The 15,595-nt window shown below is 64.3% G+C and carries 14 protein-coding genes; 9 read left to right on the forward strand and 5 right to left on the reverse strand.

Annotation, left to right across the window (positions count from 1 at the left end; all coding sequences use genetic code 11):
- Nucleotides 1–313: 313 nt before the first annotated feature.
- On the forward strand, nt 314–1,636 hold the full coding sequence (aceA, locus tag OYT13_RS09975; protein ID WP_017232259.1) for an isocitrate lyase: 1,323 nt from the start codon (nt 314–316) through the stop codon (nt 1,634–1,636).
- 234 nt (nt 1,637–1,870) lie between these two features.
- Here aceA and OYT13_RS09980 read toward each other — a convergent pair whose 3' ends face one another.
- Both OYT13_RS09980 and OYT13_RS09985 read right to left on the reverse strand, forming a co-directional pair.
- Nucleotides 1,871–2,305: a universal stress protein gene (locus tag OYT13_RS09980; protein WP_026131659.1), complete on the reverse strand. Its 435-nt coding sequence runs from the start codon at nt 2,303–2,305 to the stop codon at nt 1,871–1,873.
- 287 nt (nt 2,306–2,592) lie between these two features.
- On the reverse strand, nt 2,593–3,534 hold the full coding sequence (locus tag OYT13_RS09985; RefSeq protein ID WP_150563538.1) for a LysR family transcriptional regulator: 942 nt from the start codon (nt 3,532–3,534) through the stop codon (nt 2,593–2,595).
- Between the two features lie 119 nt (nt 3,535–3,653).
- Here OYT13_RS09985 and OYT13_RS09990 point away from each other — a divergent pair, with 119 nt between their 5' ends.
- The 3 genes from OYT13_RS09990 (at nt 3,654) to pip (ending at nt 7,394) form a co-directional block, all read left to right on the forward strand.
- Nucleotides 3,654–4,361 carry a haloacid dehalogenase type II gene (locus OYT13_RS09990; protein WP_017232256.1) on the forward strand — a complete coding sequence of 236 codons (708 nt, stop codon included), beginning with the start codon at nt 3,654–3,656 and terminating at the stop codon, nt 4,359–4,361.
- A gap of 93 nt (nt 4,362–4,454) precedes the next feature.
- On the forward strand, nt 4,455–6,053 hold the full coding sequence (gene aceB, locus OYT13_RS09995) for a malate synthase A (protein ID WP_268567650.1): 1,599 nt from the start codon (nt 4,455–4,457) through the stop codon (nt 6,051–6,053).
- A 402-nt stretch (nt 6,054–6,455) separates the two neighbouring features.
- Nucleotides 6,456–7,394, forward strand: coding sequence for a prolyl aminopeptidase (pip, locus tag OYT13_RS10000; protein WP_261939879.1), 939 nt, complete (start codon nt 6,456–6,458; stop codon nt 7,392–7,394).
- Between the two features lie 177 nt (nt 7,395–7,571).
- Here the strand turns inward: pip and OYT13_RS10005 are convergent, their stop codons facing one another.
- Nucleotides 7,572–9,371, reverse strand: coding sequence for a DEAD/DEAH box helicase (locus OYT13_RS10005; RefSeq protein ID WP_261938696.1), 1,800 nt, complete (start codon nt 9,369–9,371; stop codon nt 7,572–7,574).
- Between OYT13_RS10005 and OYT13_RS10010 the strand changes: the two genes are divergently transcribed.
- The 5 genes from OYT13_RS10010 (at nt 9,370) to OYT13_RS10030 (ending at nt 13,210) form a co-directional block, all read left to right on the forward strand.
- Nucleotides 9,370–9,615 (forward strand): hypothetical protein, encoded by a 246-nt coding sequence (locus OYT13_RS10010; RefSeq protein WP_150563536.1) that lies wholly within the window; start codon nt 9,370–9,372, stop codon nt 9,613–9,615. The genes OYT13_RS10005 and OYT13_RS10010 overlap by 2 nt on opposite strands.
- Nucleotides 9,616–9,800: 185 nt before the next feature.
- Complete coding sequence (gene tsaB / locus OYT13_RS10015; RefSeq protein ID WP_268567651.1) at nt 9,801–10,571, forward strand: tRNA (adenosine(37)-N6)-threonylcarbamoyltransferase complex dimerization subunit type 1 TsaB; 771 nt, start codon at nt 9,801–9,803, stop codon at nt 10,569–10,571.
- Nucleotides 10,571–11,050 carry a ribosomal protein S18-alanine N-acetyltransferase gene (gene rimI / locus OYT13_RS10020; protein WP_017232251.1) on the forward strand — a complete coding sequence of 160 codons (480 nt, stop codon included), beginning with the start codon at nt 10,571–10,573 and terminating at the stop codon, nt 11,048–11,050. The genes tsaB and rimI overlap by 1 nt, the downstream gene beginning before the upstream one ends.
- A complete protein-coding gene (locus OYT13_RS10025) occupies nt 11,037–12,107 on the forward strand; it encodes a uracil-DNA glycosylase (protein ID WP_268567652.1) in 1,071 nt (356 codons plus the stop codon). The genes rimI and OYT13_RS10025 overlap by 14 nt, the downstream gene beginning before the upstream one ends.
- On the forward strand, nt 12,068–13,210 hold the full coding sequence (locus OYT13_RS10030; protein WP_268567653.1) for a DUF1853 family protein: 1,143 nt from the start codon (nt 12,068–12,070) through the stop codon (nt 13,208–13,210). Before OYT13_RS10025 ends, OYT13_RS10030 begins: the two co-directional genes overlap by 40 nt.
- Before the next feature lie 52 nt (nt 13,211–13,262).
- Here the strand turns inward: OYT13_RS10030 and thiD are convergent, their stop codons facing one another.
- Entirely contained in the window at nt 13,263–14,087 is an 825-nt protein-coding gene (thiD, locus tag OYT13_RS10035; RefSeq protein ID WP_268567654.1) for a bifunctional hydroxymethylpyrimidine kinase/phosphomethylpyrimidine kinase, read from the reverse strand.
- A gap of 1 nt (nt 14,088) precedes the next feature.
- A complete protein-coding gene (gene lplT / locus OYT13_RS10040) occupies nt 14,089–15,381 on the reverse strand; it encodes a lysophospholipid transporter LplT (protein ID WP_017234102.1) in 1,293 nt (430 codons plus the stop codon).
- Nucleotides 15,382–15,595: the final 214 nt, after the last annotated feature.

Below are 15,595 nucleotides of genomic sequence, written 5' to 3' on the forward strand. Positions count from 1 at the left end.
CGCGAGGTTGCAAAGCCGGGACTCGCCGTCACCGGCTTTTTTCATGATGTGGAATGATCTTGCGGTGCGTAAAAATTTGCGCTGCTCGGCACAACGATGCCATTTCAGAACGGAAAATATCGTTTCGCATCAAGAAATAAAGTTCATATACTATTGATTTTTATAGTTAAAAAATTTTACTCCATGCCGTGGTTCGTTCTGTTGCGTTGCGTGAAAAATCCCTAAACTCTTATACAAGACATGCCGGTTTCAAGCCGCACAGGCAGTCAGGCGTCACCGCTTTATTTGTATCGAGAAACCAGGAGAGATCATCATGACGACACGTCAAGACCAGGTGAAGCAACTCGAGCAGGATTGGGCGAACAATCCGCGCTGGCAGGGCATCAAGCGTGGCTACTCGGCCGAAGACGTGGTGCGCCTGCGCGGATCGATCCAGCCTGAACAAACACTCGCCCGCCGCGGTGCAGAGCGTCTGTGGCAAATGATCAACGACGAGCCGTTTGTGAACGCCCTGGGCGCGCTGACCGGCAATCAGGCCATGCAACAGGTCAAGGCCGGCCTCAAGGCGATTTATCTGTCAGGCTGGCAGGTCGCCGGCGACGCGAACATGGCGGGTGAAATGTACCCCGACCAATCGCTGTATCCGGCCAATTCGGTGCCGCAAGTCGTGCGCCGCATCAACAACACCTTCACGCGGGCCGATCAGATCCAATGGTCGGAAGGCAAGAACCCGGGCGACGAAGGCTATATCGATTACTTCGCCCCGATCGTGGCGGACGCCGAAGCCGGCTTCGGCGGCGTGCTCAACGCCTTCGAACTGATGAAGGCGATGATCGAAGCGGGCGCCGGCGGTGTGCACTTCGAAGATCAGCTCGCGTCGGTCAAGAAGTGCGGTCACATGGGTGGCAAGGTGCTCGTGCCGACGCGCGAAGCCGTGGCCAAGCTGGTGGCGGCGCGACTGGCGGCCGACGTGCTCGGCGTGCCGACCGTCCTGATCGCCCGGACCGATGCCGAAGCAGCAGACCTGATCACCGCTGACGTCGATCCGATCGATCAGCCGTTCTGCACCGGCGAGCGCACGGTCGAAGGCTTCTACCGCACGCGCAATGGCCTCGATCAGGCGATTGCCCGTGGTCTGGCTTACGCGCCGTACGTCGATCTGGTGTGGTGCGAGACCGGCAAGCCCGATCTCGAATTCGCCAGGCAATTTGCCGAGGGGATTCACAAGCACTTCCCCGGCAAAATGCTTTCGTATAACTGCTCGCCGTCGTTCAACTGGAAGAAGAACCTCGACGATGCGACCATCGGCAAGTTCCAGAAGGAACTCGGCGCCATGGGCTACAAGTTCCAGTTCATCACGCTGGCCGGCTTCCACAGCCTGAACTACTCGATGTTCAACCTGGCGCATGGCTATGCCCGTCGTCAGATGAGCGCCTTCGTGGAGTTGCAGGAAGCCGAATTCGCGGCGGCGGACAAGGGCTTCACCGCGGTGAAGCACCAGCGCGAGGTGGGTACGGGCTACTTCGATGCTGTTACGCAGACGATTGAGCGTGACGCATCGACCACGGCCCTGAAGGGTTCGACGGAGGACGAACAGTTCTTCGACGAGAAGAAGGCAAAGGTCAAGGCAGCCTGACCGGGCTGAGGGAGGGCGCGGTGCGCCCGCCAGCGACGATGCGCGTGGGGGCACATCGTCAGCCGGCGGTGCGACATCGCGCTATGACCGCGCGTCCGGCCTATCCGGCCGGGGCGGCCCTGACTGCGGTCCCGTCGCGGTGAGGGTGCCATGCACGCCTGAACGAGAGGAGGCTCGTGAGCGTATCCCGCTCACGGGCCTTTTTTCATGTGCGATCGAGTTGCCGCGAATGGATCAGCGGTAGACGAGCACCGGAATCTTGGAGTGCACGAGAACACGTTGCGTCTCGCTGCCAAGCAGCAGGCTGGTCAGCCCGCGCCGTCCGTGGGAGGCCATCAGGATGACATCGCATCCGTGACGTTGCGCCGCGTCGATGATGCCGAGATAAGGCGCCGGGAAGGTGGAGCTGTCGCGCTCGAACGGCACGCCCGCCGCCGCGGCGGCTTCGGCCAGCTTGTCGAGGTGTGCGCATGCCTCTTCGGCAATGCGCTCGCTGAAAGTGGCCGGCGCTTCCAGTACATACTCGCTGAAGGGCGAATACGGATACTCCGCGAGGCAGCAATAGCCCGTCACCTTCGCGCCGAGCGCGCGCGCCAGTTCGAGTCCGCCCGTGACCGCCTTTTCGGAAAGCTCCGAGCCGTCGGTCGGAATGAGGATGTGGGTAAACAGCATATGACCTCCCGCAGTTGGCGTTGCTGAACACGCGTTCACAGGCTCGCGCAGGTATCACGGTCTTGCACCCCGTCCGCTGTCCCGAGACATCCGGTGCCAGTCAGGGCCATGTCTCGCCCTCAAGCCTGCGCATTGCCAGCGGACCCTTCGTTTCGATTCTATGGCTTTGGCGCGACGCAACAACGGGGGCAAACCCGATAGTCCCGATAGGGCGGTGATCCCTCACGCCCCCTCACGCCCCCTCACGCCCCCTCACGCCCCCTCGCACCGCGACGCGCCGCCGCTCAGACGGCCGCGCCGTGCGGCGCGATGGGCGCCGCGTCATCTCGCCAGTAGACCGAACTGCTGTAGTGGTGCTTGAGATGGTCGATGAACAGGCGTACGCGCAGCGGCAGGTGACGGCGTTGCGGGAACACGGCATGAATGCCGATGGGCGGCGCGGCAAAGTCGTCGAGCACGCTCATGAGCCGGCCCGCGCGGATATCGTCGCCCACCTCCCACCACGAGCGCCATGCGAGGCCGTAGCCGTCCAGGCACCAGTCGTGCAGTACCGCACCGTCGGTGCATTCCATGGTGCCGTTCACGCGGATGGTCACGACCTTGCCGTCCTGCGAGAAGGTCCAGCCGCGCTGCTGGTTAGCGGTAGATCCGAAGGCGAGGCAATTGTGACGCGCGAGGGCGTCGAGCGATTCGGGCCGTCCGTGTCGTGCGAGATACCCCGGCGACGCCACGCACACGCGCCGGTTCTCGCCCAGCCGCAGCGATACGAGGCTCGAATCGGGCAACTCGCCCAGCCGGATCGCGCAATCGAAGCCTTCGTTGACCAGATCGACGAGACGGTCGGAGAGGTCCAGCGTGACCGTGACGTCTGGATGCGATTCGATGAACACCGGCAGCAGCGGGGCGACGTGCCGTCGCCCGAACCCGGCCGGTGCCGAGAGCCGCAGATGGCCGCTGGCCTTGACCCCGCCCGCCGATACGGCGGCCTCGGCGTTGTGCATCTCGTTGAGAATGCGTTGGCAGTCCTCGAGAAACGCCGATCCCTCGAACGTGAGCGTGACCCGCCGCGTCGTGCGCACGAGCAGCTTCACGCCCAAGCGGGACTCGAGCGCGTCGATGCGCCGCCCGATCACGGCCGGCGCCACGCCTTCGAGCGCTGCGGCCGCCGACAGACTCCCCTTGGCGGCCACGGCGACGAACGTTTCGATTTGTTTGAAGCGATCCACGCGGCGGATTATGTACTAAAAAGTCAAAGATAAAGTGATTTTTGTGCGCTTTTATGGCGATTGATATCAATAATACAATTGGCAGGCAATGACAAGTGATATTGAGTGATACCCAGCTTATGGCTTCGCGTATTCAGGCAGTGATTTTTGATGCTTACGGCACATTGTTCGACGTGTACTCCGTCGCGGCGGCCGCCGAGCAGCAGTTCCCGGGACGCGGGGCGGCGCTTGCCGAGCTGTGGCGGGCCAAGCAGATCGAATACACGCAACTGCGCTCGCTCTCGGGCCCGCGCGGCGAACGCTACCGTCCGTTCTGGGACATCACCGTCGACGCGTTGCGCTACGCTGCGGCGCGTCTGAATCTCACGCTCTCGCCTGTCGCCGAGAAGCGCCTGATGGACGAATACACCTGCCTGTCGGTCTTCCCCGAAAACCCGTCCGTGCTGCGCGCGTTGCGTGCAATGGGTCTCAGGCTCGGCGTGCTTTCGAATGGCGATCCCCGCATGCTCGACGTCGGCCTGAAGAGCGCTGGGATCAAGGATCTGTTCGAGCATGTGCTGTCGGTCGACGCGGTACGCAAATTCAAGACCGCCCCGGAGGCCTATCAACTCGGCCCCGACGCGTTCGGTTTGCCTGCCGACGCCATCGTTTTCGTCTCCAGCAACGGCTGGGACGCGGCCGGTGCCACCTGGTTCGGTTACCCGACGTTTTGGGTCAACCGGGCCGGGCTGCCGGTCGAACAGCTCGGCGTCACGCCGCAAGGGATGGGGCGCGACATGCGCGACTTGCAGCGGTTCGTCGAGGTAGTGACGGGAGCGCGCGCCTGACGCCCAACGCGGTGTGAGGCCTGGTGCAAAGCCCCTGAAGTTCTTCCTTGCGGCGCACTCCCTTATATAAATGAAGATCGTTGGAGATCCCTGATGTCCCTGATTCTGCCCCCCGGCATGCAATTGCATGTTGATGCCAGCACCGATATTCGTTCTGAGTACGAAGCGATCCTGACCCCCGAGGCACTCGCTTTCATCGCCAAGCTGCACCGCGCCTTTGAACCGCGCCGTCAGGCACTACTTGCGGCCCGCGCGGACCGCGCCGCACGACTCGACGCCGGCGAAGTGCCCGATTTCCTGCCCGAGACGCAAGCGATCCGCGACGGCGACTGGCGCATCGCACCGTTGCCGGCGGCGTTGCAATGCCGTCGTGTGGAAATCACGGGGCCGGTCGAGCGCAAGATGATCATCAACGCGCTGAACTCGGGGGCGGACAGCTACATGACCGACTTCGAGGACTCGAACACGCCGAACTGGCATAACCAGTTGCAAGGGCATATCAACGTGCGCGACGCCGTGCGCGGCACCATCAGTCTCGAACAGAACGGCAAGCGTTACGCCTTGAACGACAAGGTCGCCACGCTGATCGTACGTCCGCGCGGCTGGCATCTCGACGAGAAGCACGTGAGCGTGGACGGTGTGCGCATGTCAGGCAGCCTGTTCGACTTCGGCCTGCATGTGTTCCATAACGCGAAGGCGTCGCTCGAGCGCGGCTTCGGGCCTTACTACTATCTGCCGAAGCTGGAGAGCCACCTCGAGGCGCGTCTGTGGAACGACGTGTTCGTGCTCGCCCAAAACGAACTGGGCCTGGCGCAGGGCACGATCAAGGCGACCGTGCTCGTCGAGACGATTCTCGCCGCGTTCGAAATGGACGAGATTCTGTATGAACTGCGCGAGCACAGCGCGGGCCTGAACGCCGGCCGCTGGGATTACATCTTCTCGTGCATCAAGAAGTTCAAGGTCGATGCCGACTTCTGCCTGGCCGATCGCAGTCGCATCACCATGACGGTGCCGTTCATGCGGGCCTACGCGCTGCTGCTGCTCAAGACGTGTCACCGCCGCAATGCGCCTGCCATTGGCGGCATGAGCGCGTTGATTCCGATCAAGCACGATCCGCAAGCGAACGAGCGGGCGATGGCCGGCATTCGCGGCGACAAGGCGCGCGACGCCGCCGACGGTTACGACGGCGGCTGGGTGGCACACCCAGGGCTCGTGCCCGTGGCGATGGAGGAGTTCGTGAAGGTGCTGGGCGAGCGTCCGAACCAGATCGACAAGCAACGCGACGATGTGACGGTCTCGGGCCGTGACCTGCTGACGTTCCAGCCGGAAGCGCCGATTACCGAGGCGGGGCTGCGCAACAACATCAATGTCGGCATCCACTACCTGGGATCCTGGCTGGCGGGCAATGGCTGCGTGCCGATTCACAACCTGATGGAAGATGCGGCAACGGCCGAGATCTCTCGCTCGCAGGTGTGGCAGTGGATCCGCTCGCCGAAGGGCAAGCTCGACGACGGCCGCAAGGTCACCGCCGAGCTGGTGCGCGAGCTGATTGCGCAAGAGCTTGCCAATGTGAAAGCACTCGTGGGGCAAGTGGCGCCGACGTATGATCGCGCGGCCGTCATCTTCGAACAGATGAGCACCAGCGACGACTTTGTCGAGTTCCTTACGCTGCCGCTGTACGAAGTGGTTTGAAGCGTGATGAAGGGCTCCGATGGGGGGCTGAAACGGTCTGACTAGGCTTGAGTCGAAATCACGCCCTTATCGTGACTCGGTGATCGCATCGCTGTACGAATGGGACGATGGCAACATCGTTCCATTTCGTTTTGAGCGCGCGCTTTGTCTTGTCTTGGGTGCCGCGCTACACTGAACGTCGACGGATGGATTCTCGTGCTATTCGCCCGAGTTTCCGTGGTCGGCGTTGCGCTGGGGCGTGACGTTGACACTGCCCAGCCCCGTGTTCAAGTGAGGATGCCGATGTCGCTCGACTTTCCCGATGATGCCGCCCGCAGCCTGCCAAACGGTCCGCGCGCGCAGGCGCTTGTACCGCGGGGGCCTGGCAAGGTCGTAGAGATTCGCCCGGAGACGCTGCGTGGCCTGTACCCGCCGGTCGAGCCTTTCGAGTGCGGCGTGCTCGATGTGGGCAATGGGCACCAAGTGTATTGGGAGAGGTGCGGAAATCCGCGTGGCAAGCCGGCGGTGTTTCTGCACGGCGGTCCCGGAGGCGGTTGCTCGCCGGAGCATCGGCGGTTGTTCGATCCGGCCAAATACTGCATCACGCTGTTCGACCAGCGTGGCTGCGGACGCTCGTTACCGCATGCGAGTCTGGACCACAACACGACGTGGGATCTGGTGGATGACATCGAGCGCTTGCGCGTCAAGTTCGGATACGACCGTTGGCTGGTGTTAGGGGGCTCGTGGGGGAGCACCTTGGCACTGGCCTATGCGCAGGCGCACGTCGACCGAGTCAGCGAATTGATCGTGCGCGGCATTTTCACCGTACGCCGCGACGAGTTGCAGTGGTATTACCAGAAGGGCGCATCGTGGCTGTTTCCGGATCGCTGGGAGTCTTTCCTCGCGCCGATCCCGCTTGAAGAGCGAGGCGATCTGATGCGTGCTTACCAGAAGCGGCTGACTCATCGCGATGAGGCCGTGAGAATCGAGGCGGCGCGGGCATGGAGTGTGTGGGAGGGCAGCACCATCACGCTGCTGCCCGACGACCGTCTTGCCGAAGCGTTCGGCGATCCGCGCTACGCAATTGCGTTCGCTCGCATCGAGAATCATTACTTCGTCAACGATGGCTTTCTCGCGCCGAACCAGTTAATTGATGGTGCGCGCGGCCTGCGCGACATTCCGGGTGTGATCGTCCAGGGCCGTTACGACGTAGCGACCCCTGCCCGCACGGCTTGGGACTTGCACAAGGCGTGGCCGGAGGCGGATTTCTATTGGGCGTCCGACGCCGGACATGCCTTCAACGAGCCCACCATTTTGCACTGGTTGATCGAAGCGACCGATCAGTTTGTGTCGACGCGGTGAGATCGACGGCGTCGTTTGTCGAGCGCGGATTGGCAGTGCTTGCGCCTACGCGTCGGCCTCTTTCGATCCGGCGCGCGTAAGAAAAAACCCCGGCGTTGACCGTTGACGTCAACATCCGGGGTTTTCAGGTATTTGCGCAGGACCGATGTGGCATCGGTCCTGACGGCCTCAGGCCGTTCAGTCGTCGCGACGCTTGTTGAAGCCGCCACCGTTGCGATTGCTGAAGCCACGATCTTGACGCGGGGCGTCGAAGCTGCGCGTGCCGCGATCCTGACGATAGCCGCCTTCGGCGGGGCGCGGAGCGCGACGCTCGAAGCGGTCGGTCGCGCTGCCGTTCGAGAAGCCGTTGCCACCATTACCGCCGTTACCCGCGCCGTTCTGCGGGTAACCCCCTTGGAAGCCATTGCCCTCGCGACGCTCGAACGGGGCACCGGCCGGCTTGTTGCCGCCGAAACGCTGACCGCCCTGATAACCGCCGCTACCGCTGCCGCCGTTACCGGCGCTGCTGGCGTGACGCGGACCGTTGTTGCTCCAGCGGCTGCCGCCGCCGTTGCCTTGACCGTGACGCGGACCATTGCGGCTCGGGCCCGGACGCTTGCCGCCGGCACCGGCCTTCGGTGCGGCACGGCGCGGTTCGAAACCGGCCACGACATTCACCGGCAGCAGTTCACGCGTGTAGCGTTCGATGCGACGCACCGCGCCGATTTCGGCGTGTGCGGCCAGGCTCACGGCCACGCCACGACGACCGGCACGGCCTGTACGGCCGATACGGTGAACGTAGTCTTCCGCAAACTTCGGCAGATCGTAGTTGAACACGTGCGTGATGCCCGGCACGTCGATGCCGCGTGCGGCCACGTCGGTGGCGACCAGCACGCGCACACGACGCTCGCGCAGGGCACGCAGCGTACGGTTACGCACGCCTTGCGGCATATCGCCGTGCAGCGCAGCGCTATCGAAACCGGCTTGTTCGAGCTGGTCGGCGATCAGGTCGGCGTCGCGCTTGGTCGACGTGAACACGATGGCCTGGTCGAGCGAATCGTTGCCGAGCAGGTGTGCGAGCAGGCGATCCTTGTGGGCGCGATCGTCCACGTAATGGAGCGTTTGCTCGATGTTGGCGTTGGTACGCTGGTCGGAGCCGCGCGTGATCTCGATGGTTTCCGGATCGCGCAGCAGACGACGCGTGATTTCGCCCATGCGGCCGTCGATCGTTGCCGAGAACAGCAGCGTCTGACGCGATGCCGGCGTGGCGTCGACGATGGTCTGGATGTCGTCGATGAAGCCCATGTCGAGCATGCGATCGGCTTCGTCGAGCACCAGCATCATCAATTGCGACAGGTCGATTTTGCCGCTGGAGATGTGATCGAGCAGACGGCCCGGCGTCGCCACGATGATCTCGGGCTGCTTCGCCAGCATTTCGAGCTGACGGGGGTAGGGCATACCGCCGAGAATGCTCACCGTGCGCAGGCGGCGCAGTTGCTTGCCGTACGTGTCGGCCGCGGTCGAGACCTGTTGCGCCAGTTCGCGCGTCGGCGTGAGCACAAGCAGCAGCGGCTGGGCGGCCACGCGACGCACGCGCTGGCCCTTGCGGGGCTTTTCGCCCGGCTCTGCCGGCACGTTGCGCGGATGCGCGGCCGGGGCGCGGCTGTTCAGCTCGCCGCTGGCCTGCATTTCCGCGAAGCGGTGGATGGCGGGCAGCATGAAGGCGGCCGTCTTGCCGGAGCCCGTCGGGCTCGACACGAGCAGATCGCGACCGGCGAGCGCGGCGGGAATCGCGCGCTGCTGCACCGGCGTCGGATGGGTATAGCCTGCGGTGGTGAGCGTCGACAGAATCGCCGCGTTCAAGCCGAGTTCGGCGAACGTGGGCTTGCCGTCGTCGCTGGCTGCCGGAGCAGCATCGACAACAATAGCGTTAGCGTTTTCTTCGGACGAAGGGAAATACGTCTGCGCGAGCGCAGACATCTTGGAAGTTTGTTCCATGAAGCCTCTTGCGGATCAAAAAGGTGATGTCGGGGCGTTGGCGCCAATCGGCAAACCCAATTCGTCGCAAGCAGGAAGCAAATCGCGGATGGGGCAGAAAGCGGATCGAAATCCGTATCGTAAGCCAGGGACGGTGGCGGGTCGTTCCTTTATCAGGAGCGCCAGTACCGGCAAGAACTACAGCGGCTTATCACAGGATTGGGGCAAAACGCAGTTTTTCGTCGCCTCGCAGGAAGTCCAATGACGATCCGCGAAGCGAAGCGCGGATTATAGCAGTGTTTTCGGGGAAGTGCACGTTCGGATTTGCACGGAGTGATGGGGCGGTTGCGATGCTCGGCTACGCGGAATGCGGCAAGCTGGCACCGGCCAGGGGCGGGCGACCGTCGGTGCCGCTAGGTGGCTCGCCGCCCACCCGATTACAATAGCGCCATGTCTTCGATTACGCTTCTCGCCCTCGATACCTCGACCGAATTCTGTTCGGTTGCCGTATACCGTCACGATCCCGCCAGCGGTGCCCCGGCCCTTGTGGTCGAGCGCCACCTCGATACCGGCCCGGTCTCCAGCACCCATATTCTGCCCGCCGCGCGCGACGTGCTGCGCGAGGCCGGCGTCACGCTCGCCGAATGCGACGCGATCGCCTTCGGGGCGGGGCCGGGGTCGTTTACCGGGTTGCGCACGGCCTGCGGTGTCGCGCAGGGGTTGGCGTTTGGCGCCGCACTGCCCGTGGTGCCGGTGGGCACGTTGCTCGCGTGTGCCGAAGCGGCGCGCGCATTGCGCGTCGACACACAACGCGTGCTTGTCGCACTCGATGCGCGCATGAATGAGGCCTATTGGGCCGATTACGCCTGGGACAGCGCCACGAACGACTGGCGCGAAGTTCTGCCTGCGTCGCTAGACGCTGCCGAACGGGTGCGCGCACCCGAAGTGGATTTCGTCATCGCGGGCAATGCCGCGCTGGCGTTCGGCGATCGTTTGCAGGCAAGCGCGCAGGCGCAGGCGGTCCTGGCCAACGCCATGCCGCGTGCCCGTTACGTCGCAGCGCTCGCGGCCCGCGCCTTCGCGCGGGGCGGCGCCATTCCCGCCGATCAGGCCATGCCGGTCTACATCCGCAACAAGGTGGCGCAAACGACCGCCGAGCGCGAAGCGATCAAGCAGGCCGTGGCCCAGACCGCGAAGGCAAATGCCCCGGAGGTGCCCTGATGCGCCAGACCGGTCCGAACCATTATTCGCCGATGACGCTGGCCGATCTCGACGAGGTCGTAGCCGTCGAAGTGCGCGCGTATCCGTATCCCTGGACCCGCCAGAACTTCGCCGATTCGCTCGACGCCGGGCATCAGGGCGTCTGCCTGCGCGCGGTCGATGGCACACTGCTCGGTTATTTTCTGATGATGCCGGTCGTCGACGAGTCACATTTGCTCAACGTGTGCGTCGAGCCGGAAATGCAGGGCAACGGGCTGGGCGTGCAGTTGCTTGACGAGGTCGTGCGAGTCTCGCGTGCGCAGGGCATGAGCGGCGTATTGCTGGAGGTGCGTCCGTCGAACGTGAGGGCGCTGCGCGTGTACGAGCGTTTCGGATTCGTGCAGATTGGCCGGCGCAAGGGATATTATCCGGCGAGCGGGCGTCGTGAAGACGCCATTGTGATGCGCCTGACGTGGGAGACTGATCGTGCCGTGGCCTAAAGCGATTCTGGAAGAGTTCGGGCTGTGGCCGGTGTGGATGTCGCACGAGGCCGTGGCCCCGGCGGCGACGGCAACGGTAACGGCGATTGACGAGGGCGGCGACGTTGCGACACGCGTCGATGCGGCCGCCCCTCGGGGCGAAGCCCATGCCGACGACCTGCCGCCGTGGGACGTGACGCCGAGCGTCACGCCGGCGATGGCGCGTGCTGCCGGACGCGCCGCGATATCGGGCGAAGTACCCGCGGCCCCTGTCCGCCGTGAGTCGGCACCGGTGCCCGCACCGACATCCGCACCGCGTGGGGCCAGCCGTCACATGGAGGACCTGCCGCCCGACGACAGGCCGATGTGGCTCGACAGCGATGGCAGCGGCGACGGCGACGCAGCCGCCGATGCTGCGCTGTGGTCGATCATGCGCGATGCGGGCGAGGCCGGGGCGCCGTCGCGTCCTGCGCTGCCGGGCGTCGAGACACTGGACTGGGAGGCGCTGACGGAGCGCGTCGCCAATTGCCGCCTGTGCGGCCTGTGCGAAACGCGTACGCAGACGGTCTTCGGCGTGGGCGACCGCGAGGCCGACTGGCTGCTCGTGGGGGAAGCCCCGGGCCAGCAGGAGGATTTGCAGGGCGAGCCGTTCGTGGGGCAGGCGGGCAAGCTGCTCGACAACATGCTGCGCGCCGTGACATTGCAGCGCGGCGAGAACGTGTATATCGCGAACGTCCTCAAGTGCCGTCCGCCGAACAACCGAGATCCCGAAGCGACCGAAGTGGCGAGCTGCGAGCCTTACCTGAAGCGTCAGGTGGCACTGCTCAAGCCGCGCGTGATCGTGGTGATGGGGCGTTTCGCCGCGCAGAGCATTTTGCGCACGCAGGCGAGCATCGCCAGCCTGCGCGGGCGCGTGCATGAATATGAAGGCGTGCCGGTGATCGTGACGTACCATCCGGCTTACCTGTTGCGCAGTTTGCCCGACAAGGCCAAGGCCTGGACCGATTGGTGCCTGGCACGGGCTACCTACGAGGCTGTGTGCGAATCGACTCCCTCCCAGACGCCTACGGCGAACTGATCGAAACGCTGCGCGAGGCGCCGGTGCGCGACCTCGCGTGGCTGCTGTTGTCCGCCGATCTGCTCAGTGCCGCCCGCTTTCCGGCGGCGCTGGCGCAGTTCGACGGCGTGCAGGCGGTGAACGATGTGGCGCGCCAGCCCGACATCGCCGATCCCGTCCCCCATTCCCGAATCCTGCGCGACTGGCTACTGGCCTGCGATGCCGACGTCGAGCCGTTGCGCGACTTTCTTGCGCGCGGCGAAAGTCATCGCCTGGGGCGCTATGCGGAGCAACTGCTGCACTTCGCACTGCTGCACAGTCCTCGCTTCGATCTGCTCGCCGCCGGTTTGCAGGTGCGTGACGCCCGGCGCGGCAATATGACGCTCGGCGAGTGCGATTTCCTGTTGGCCCGGCGCGCCGACCGTCAATTGCTGCATTGGGAGCTGGCGGTGAAGCTGTATCTGTTCGTGCCACCAGCGACGCCGTCGCCGGGGCTCGACGAACGTGCCGTGCAGTTTCACTGGCTCGGACCGAATCTGGCCGACAGCCTGGCCGACAAGGTGGCGCGGTTGCTCGATCATCAATTGCGCCTGACCACGCTGGACGCAGCGCTTAGCGCATTGCCTATCGCCGGACCGTGGCTGCCGCAGGTCTATCTGAAGGGCTGGCTTTTCCATCCACTCGCGCACGGTGGGCAGTTGCCGGCGGTGGCGTCCGAGGCGCACGGTCGAGGCTGGTGGGCGACGCTCGACGAGTGGTGGGCGCACGCGCAGTCGACACAACGTGCGCCGAGCGCCGCACGCGAACGCACGTGGGCATTGCTGCCGCGCGCGCGTTGGCTGGCCCCCGCGCGCGTCAGCGATTCCTCGGCGCTATCGCTGGCGGCGATGCATACCCGAATCGAGACGCACTGGCGAGAACGCGGCGCCGAGCCGTTGCTCGTCGTGTCGCTGAACCGGCGGGCGGGCGAGGGGGATTGGTTCGAGGAAGAGCGCGGATTTATCGTGCCTGATTTCTGGGCGCCGCGCGCCCGGCATCGCATCGAGGAATTGAGCGAGCGGGCCGACGCGGCCGCGCGTCGCGCGCTGGCGCAGAGTGCCGACGACGGCGCGCCGTCGATCTGAGTCGGCGTATTGCGCGTATTGCGAGCGTTCAGCGCGTCAGCGCCTCACTGCGTCACGCCTTGGGCCAGACGGCGTGGAAGTGATGCACGGGGCCGACGCCGTGGCCGATGTGCAATGTGTCGCTGGCGGCAAGCGCGCCGTTGAGATACGCCTTGGCGTCGCGCACGGTGTCCGACCAGTCGTGGCGGCGGGGTCGCAACGCGGCCAGCGCGGCGGAGAGCGTGCAGCCGGTACCGTGGGTGTTGTGCACGGCGATGCGCGGGGCGGTGAAGCGCTCGACCCCGGTCGCGCTCACGAGCCAGTCCGGGCTGAGATCGCTGGCCAGATGGCCCCCCTTGACCAGCACATGGCGAGCGCCCAGCGCGCGCAGCGCTTGCGCTTGCTGTTCCATCTCGCGTTCGTCGGTCGCGGGCTCGACGTCGAGCAGCGCCGCCGCTTCCGGCAGGTTGGGGGTGATCAGATCCGCCAGCGGCAGCAGTTCATCGCGTAATGCGGCGACGGCGTCGGGTTGCAGCAACGCGTGGCCGCTCTTAGAGATCATCACGGTATCGAGCACGACGAAGCGCGGCTTGTACTGCCGCAATCCGGCGGCAACGGCGCGCACGACCTCGGCATTGCCAAGCATGCCCAGCTTGACGGCATCGACCGTCAGATCCTGGAAAACGGCATCCATTTGCGCAGTGACGAAACTCGCCGGCGGCGTGTGGATGGCGGTGACCCCCTGCGTGTTCTGCGCGGTGAGGGCGGTAATCACGCTGGCACCGTAGGCGCCGAGCGCGGAAAACGTTTTCAGATCGGCTTGGATGCCGGCGCCACCGCTGGAATCCGAGCCGGCAATGGTGAGAACGATGGGAACGGACGACTGACGCGAAGACATATCAATGCTTGATTTCGCCGATGAGCGCGACCGAATCGAATTCGCGCTGATTGGCCTGGTGACGCCGCATGACGAGCCACATCGTACCCGAGACAAACACGCCGAACAGAATGATGACGACCCCCACCGGCACGTTGAACCAGATCAGCAGCGCGTAGAGGCACAGCATGATGAGCACGGAAAGGTTCTCGTTGAAGTTCTGCACGGCGATGGAATGGCCCGCCGAGAGCAAGACGTGACCGCGATGTTGGAGCAGGGCGTTCATCGGCACCACGAAGAAACCCGCGAGCGCACCGACGATGATGAGGAAGATGTAGGCAACGATCAGGTACAGCGGCACTTTCCAATCGGCGCCCCACGGCAGTAGGTCCTTCGAGAAGAAGGCCATCGCCATCACCGCGATGCCCATGGCGATGCCGACCGGCAGCACTGAGAGTGAACGCTTGAGCGGGATGCGCGAGGCGGCGGCGATGGCGCCGATGGCCACGCCCACCGCGGACACCGCCTGCAGGATGGCGCCTTCCGAGAGCGTCATGCCCAGCGCTTTTTCGGCCCAGCGCAGCACGATGAACTGGAGCGTTGCTCCCGCGCCCCAGAACAGGGTCGTGACGGCGAGCGAGATCTGGCCCAGCTTGTCGCGCCACAGCGTGGTGAAGCAGTCGGCAAAATCGGAGACGAGTCGGATTGGATTACGTTGCTGACGCGCGTAACGCGCGCCCGTGTCGGGGATGCGCAAATTGAACAGCGCGGCAATCACGTAGATGACCATGATGACCACCATCGAGGCCATCGCCGGCGTATTGATGACCTCTGGCGTGCGTTGGAGCACCCATTCGGAAATATGTGGACTGATGAGTGTGCCGCCGAGAACGGTGCCGAGAATGATCGAACTGACCGTCAGCCCCTCGATCCAGCCGTTGGCCGCGACCAGTTTCTCCGCAGGCAGCAATTCGGTGAGAATGCCGTACTTCGCGGGCGAGTAGGCCGCCGCGCCGAAGCCGACTACACCATACGCGATCAGTGGATGCGAGCCGAACAGCATCATCAGGCAGCCCGCGACCTTGATCGAGTTGCTGATGAACATGACCTTGCCCTTGGGCATCGAATCGGCGAAGGCCCCGACGTAGGCGGCGAGAATGACGTAGGAGAGCACGAAGAAGAGCTTGAGCAGCGGCGTCATCCACTGCGGGGAGTGCAGATCTTTCAGGAGCGCGATTGCGGCGATGAGCAATGCATTGTCGGCCAGCGACGAAAAAAACTGCGCGGCCATGATGGTATAAAAGCCTTTCTTCATCGTTCCTTGAGTCGATCCCGTGCTGCGTAAAACTTGCGTGTCTCGGTTGTCGGTATCCGCAGCGCCCGCAACGGGCTTCCCCACGGAAGAAACCGGGCTTAAACATCGGGGTATCGGCGCGCTTCGGCCAATCAACTGTCGTTATTCGGCCGTATATTCGGCCTTGATGCTCCCCGTGTCGGGCGCCCGGTCGCCCTCGGTCTGAGACCGGTCT

The organism is Pandoraea sp. XJJ-1 (assembly GCF_026802345.1).
GTDB lineage: Bacteria > Pseudomonadota > Gammaproteobacteria > Burkholderiales > Burkholderiaceae > Pandoraea > Pandoraea cepalis.